Source organism: Latilactobacillus sp. VITA-14 (assembly GCF_046580785.1).
Classification (GTDB): domain Bacteria; phylum Bacillota; class Bacilli; order Lactobacillales; family Lactobacillaceae; genus Latilactobacillus; species Latilactobacillus curvatus.
In genome coordinates, this window is the sequence record NZ_JBJKTM010000037.1 from 1 (window position 1) to 4688 (window position 4688).

Genomic DNA, 4688 nt, shown 5'->3' on the forward strand with positions numbered 1-4688 from the left:
AGCCTGATAAGGTTGACATCGAGATAATTCATAAGAAATTGTTGACGGTAATCGGTTCAGCCGAACGCCCATTTGGATATTGGACAGCCCTAGTTCACAAAAGGTTTCGATTTTAATTCGTTCGGAATAGGTTATACTAGACAAAAGATGGGTTTGTGGTAAACACCATTTTAAAGGAAGCTGATCTTTTTTGTCCGAACAGCGTTCGGATTAATTTTACAATCTACCATAAAAAGACATTAAAACAGAAAAATTCTTCATCATCTCGCTCCATCCCCGTTTAACACAACTCTAATGGTTTCAAAAAAAATTTTAATATCTTCTTTAACACCAAAATGTTCAATATAATAATTATCTAGTTCTGCTTTATCACCTGGTGTAATATCATAACCACCGTGAACTTGAGCATAGCCACTCAACCCCGGTTTAACACGTAACCGTTGTTCAAATCCAGGGTATTCCTTAGAAAACTGTTCCGTAAAATTAGGGCGTTCTGGACGAGGACCAATCAAACTCATATCGCCTTTAATGACACTCCATAATTGTGGTAATTCATCGATTCTTGTTTTGCGCATGAAGTGCCCGATTTTGGTAACCCGTGGATCATTCTTTTGTGCCCACATTGCGCCACTTTTCTTTTCAACCCCAGCATACATTGATCTTAATTTGATCACTTTAAATTTTTTCCCCATTAAACCTACCCGTTCTTGCGAATAAAAAACATTACCTGGTGTTTCTAAACGGATGAGTAACATAAATAATAAAATAATCGGTGACGTAATAATTAAAATGATACTCGCAAATACGACATCCAAAATATGCTTGATTGGTATGTACGGATGTTCTAACATCCCATCCAATTTTTCAATATAGGATTCTTCATAAACTTTATCTTGGTCTTTCTTTATCATTGTTTCCAAAAGTATCCCCCCTACTTTTTCTGTAACGCATCCCAATATTTTGCTAAGCCAGCAGTAACGTTAACTTTAGGTTCGTAACCTAAGCCTCTTAACTTCGTAATATCTGCTAATGAGTCCTGTACATCACCCAATCGAGCTTCTTTTTTTACGACTTTTACTTTCCGCCCTGATGCACTTTCATACGCTTTAATCACATCAACTAAACTAATTGTTTCACCTGTCGCAACATTGTAAACATCATTCTTAGCCTCTGGCGTTGTTGCTAGTATCAACAACGCATCAACAACATCGTCAATATAAACATAGTCCCGAGTTTGACTCCCATCACCAAATAAAGTAAAAATATCATCTCTTACTAAACAATCTGAAACAATTGATAACACGCCTGAATAAGGTGATTTCGGATTTTGCTTTGGTCCATAAACGTTAAAGAAACGCGTACATACTGTTGGTAATCCATATAATTTACCGTAATCAACCATAAAACGTTCAGTTGCAAATTTATCAATTGCATATGGTGACATCGGATCAATCGCAGAAGATTCTTTCTTTGGTAACTCAGGTCCGTTCCCATAAACAGCTGCTGAAGAACTAAAAATAATCTTTTTAGGAGTTAATTTTTCTTTGCGAATTGTTTCAAGAATATTTAAATTTGCGTTTTGATTAACCGCATGAGTCTCAATCGGCCTTTCAATTGAATCCGCCACACTAGCAACAGCTGCTAATAGGTAAATATAATCAAAATTGTTAATGATCAATAACTTAGACATAAAGAAATGATTTGTAATTGACTCTTCATAGAATGTTAAATTTAACGATTGTGGCAAATTTTCAACAGAACCCATTGAAAGATCATCAACTATGACTACTTGGTTACCATCTTCAACTAATTTATCCGCCAGAGTTGACCCAATAAAACCTGCGCCACCTGTAATTAAAACTTTACTCATTATTTATATCCTCCAAATTTAAATACTACTTAGTTTCTTCCGTTCCATAGTACCCGCCATAATAACCGCCATAATAGCCGCCCGTATTCTCGGCCTTCACGCGATTCATAATTGTTCCTAAAATTCGGGCATTAACGACTTCTAACAACTCTTTTGCCTTGGCAACCGAACCCTTTTCAACAATCCCTTGTGGTACCACCAAAATTGTCCCATCAACTTTGCTAGCAAGGATTTGTGCATCCGTCACCGAAATAACGGGTGGCGCATCGAAAATCACTAAATCAAAGTGCTTTGTCAATTCTAAAATTAATTTATCCATTTTCTTTGTATTTAACAATTCAGACGGGTTTGGTGGTACCACCCCGCACGGTAAAACGAATAGATGATCCACCGGTGTTTTTTGAATCGCACTATTTAAATCGAAAGTTTCTTCCGTTAATAGTGATGTTAGCCCTTTTTTATTCGGTACTTGGAAGGTTTGATGCACTGTTGGACGACGCATATCAGCATCGACTAATAGCACATCAACTCCTTGGTCAGCCCAGGTCACAGCAACGTTGGCACTCACCGTTGATTTACCTTGTGAAGGGCCAGAAGATGTGAACACGACACTGCGTAGTTTTTGATCAATTGACGAGAATTGAATGTTCGTTCGGATTGTCCGGAATTGTTCCGCGATGACTGAAGTCGGATCGGTTAAAGTAATTAACCCGACTCCTTCTTTCATACTTGCTTGATCTAATTTCTTTTCTTTTCTAAATAATCCCATTTCTTCTTACCCTCTTCTCGATAAGCGGCTAGCATTAACACTCATAATCGCTTTTTTAATTAAGTCTTTTTCAGCAATATTGTTCACAATACCTAAGCTTGTTAAGCCTAAATCATCCGTTAAGAAGCTCTCATCTTTGACTGTCTTATCCGTCAATTCACGTAAGAAAGCAATCCCAACTCCGAGAAGAACACCTAGTACAACTCCCACTAAGATATTCAATTTTTTATTAGGTGAGACAGGTGTTAAATCTGGTTTAGCTTCAGATATAATCGAAACATTGTCCGTTCCACTCATAATCTTAGGTGCTTTTTTCTGGAAGGTTTGTGCTGTTGTATTGGCAATATCAGCAGCGGTATACGCATTGTCTGCTTTGGCAGTGATTGAGAAGACTTGTGAGTTCTGATTGTTTGAAACACCAATCATGCTTGCGATGGTTGTAGTGTCTAATTTCTGATTACTACCCTTGTTAATTTTCTTAGCGACTGAATCCATAATGACCGGTTTAGTGATTAAATCCTTATACGTATTAATCATCTGCACATCTGTTTGCACTTGGTTCCATTGTGCGCCAGCATCAGTGCTTTGTTTGCGGTTAACTAATAATTCTGTCGATGCGCTATAGTGTGGTGTAATCAAAAAAAATGTCACGATAACAGCTAATAATGTACACACCACTGTCGACGATAAAATTAACCGGCGATACTTACGTAAAATACCGAAAATTTGCTCAATGTTGATTGTTTGTTCCATGATACCCTCCAAAAGTTAATTAATGCTTATAACTACTTTGCAACACGCGAAAAGAAGTTAACCATCGCTGGTTAGCTTCCTCCCGTGTTATTTTAAATCTAATTGGGTTCTTAAAAGTCTCGACATATTCACCACTTCAGATGAACTCATCACTTGGAAAGATTGTCCGTCAATCATTTGACCAGTTCCCTTCAATTGATGCGTCTTAAAGTTCATTGCATCCCCATAATTTTTCTGGATATTAATTGCATCTTTCAAGGTAATATTGGTTTGCATATTATTTTCTAAGACTTGTAAAAAATTATTATAATTCGTCACCATATTCAATGAAAAAGCCTTCTTCAAAACTGCTTGTACGATAGATTGTTGGCGCAACTGACGACCAAAATCACCTCTGGAGTCTTCATGGCGCATTCGTGAAAATGCCAATGCTTCTTCACCATTCAAGGATACGGGCCCTACGCTAAAGTGATGTCCATCTTGTGTGAAGTCTAAATCATTCTCAACAGTCACCCCATCGACCGCATCTACTAATTGTTCCAAGCCCTTCATGTTAACCAATACATAGTAATCAACCGGTACGTTTAAGAATGCTTGGACAGTGTTAACTGCCATTGGAATACCACCATAGGCATACGCGGCATTAATCTTAGCCATTTGATCATAGCCAACGATTGGTACCCGTGAATCCCGGGCGATACTCAACATGTTGGTTTCCTTAGTCGTTGGATTGACCGTTGCGAGCATCATTGTATCAGTCCGGCCTTTTTCGGTTCGGCCTAGTTCCCCTGTATCTGTACCGAGTAAGAGGATCGAGAAAGGCGTCTTCTTATTTAGTTCGACTTTTTCTGAAACTTTGCGCTTATTTTGTGTCTTACCTTTGGATTTATACACTGTCTTGGCGGTTTGATTAACATCCATATAGACCTTAGCTGCGAATGCGCCCCCGGCAAGAATCAATACCCCAAGAACAACTAAAATCACTTTTGTTAATGTCCACCCTCTGCGCCGGTGCTTATGGTGATGGTGTCGCTTCTGTTCTTCTGCAGTCATCCGTTTCGTATCCTCCTCGAAAACTAAACAAAAAAATAATCAATCACATTACATACTATTTATACTACAATATTTTCTATTATAGTATAACTTTTATTAAAAAGGCAAATTCTATAATTAATCCGAACAGAAATTAAAAAGCCCAAAGCAATCACTTACAATGGTAGTAGCTAATTCCAACCAATATAGGGAGTGATTACTTTGGGTACATCTACTTTATCACGTTTTCAACGTGGCGCACTA

General features: G+C 37.9%; 6 protein-coding genes. All 6 read right to left on the bottom strand.

The genetic code is table 11. From position 1 onward, the window contains the following. On the bottom strand, nt 1–144 hold a 144-nt coding region (locus tag ACF1X7_RS09855), incomplete at its 3' end, for a helix-turn-helix domain-containing protein (protein WP_143451646.1). Between the two features lie 116 nt (nt 145–260). Then, nucleotides 261–911 carry a sugar transferase gene (locus ACF1X7_RS09860; protein ID WP_411162740.1) on the bottom strand — a complete coding sequence of 217 codons (651 nt, stop codon included), beginning with the start codon at nt 909–911 and terminating at the stop codon, nt 261–263. Nucleotides 912–931: 20 nt separating this feature from the next. After that, entirely contained in the window at nt 932–1870 is a 939-nt protein-coding gene (locus ACF1X7_RS09865; RefSeq protein WP_411162736.1) for a GDP-mannose 4,6-dehydratase, read from the bottom strand. A 25-nt stretch (nt 1871–1895) separates the two neighbouring features. Beyond that, nucleotides 1896–2639, bottom strand: a complete 744-nt coding sequence (locus tag ACF1X7_RS09870) for a CpsD/CapB family tyrosine-protein kinase (RefSeq protein ID WP_411162737.1) — start codon at nt 2637–2639, stop codon at nt 1896–1898. A 6-nt stretch (nt 2640–2645) separates the two neighbouring features. Further along, nucleotides 2646–3392 carry a YveK family protein gene (locus ACF1X7_RS09875; RefSeq protein ID WP_411162738.1) on the bottom strand — a complete coding sequence of 249 codons (747 nt, stop codon included), beginning with the start codon at nt 3390–3392 and terminating at the stop codon, nt 2646–2648. A gap of 87 nt (nt 3393–3479) precedes the next feature. Beyond that, entirely contained in the window at nt 3480–4445 is a 966-nt protein-coding gene (locus tag ACF1X7_RS09880) for an LCP family protein (RefSeq protein WP_411162739.1), read from the bottom strand. Nucleotides 4446–4688: the final 243 nt, after the last annotated feature.

Coding starts and splice junctions, on each gene's coding strand:
- ACF1X7_RS09860 (WP_411162740.1), bottom strand. CDS start 911: ATGATAAAGAAAGACCAAGATAAAGTTTATGAAGAATCCTATATTGAA.
- ACF1X7_RS09870 (WP_411162737.1), bottom strand. CDS start 2,639: ATGGGATTATTTAGAAAAGAAAAGAAATTAGATCAAGCAAGTATGAAA.
- ACF1X7_RS09865 (WP_411162736.1), bottom strand. CDS start 1,870: ATGAGTAAAGTTTTAATTACAGGTGGCGCAGGTTTTATTGGGTCAACT.
- ACF1X7_RS09875 (WP_411162738.1), bottom strand. CDS start 3,392: ATGGAACAAACAATCAACATTGAGCAAATTTTCGGTATTTTACGTAAG.
- ACF1X7_RS09880 (WP_411162739.1), bottom strand. CDS start 4,445: ATGACTGCAGAAGAACAGAAGCGACACCATCACCATAAGCACCGGCGC.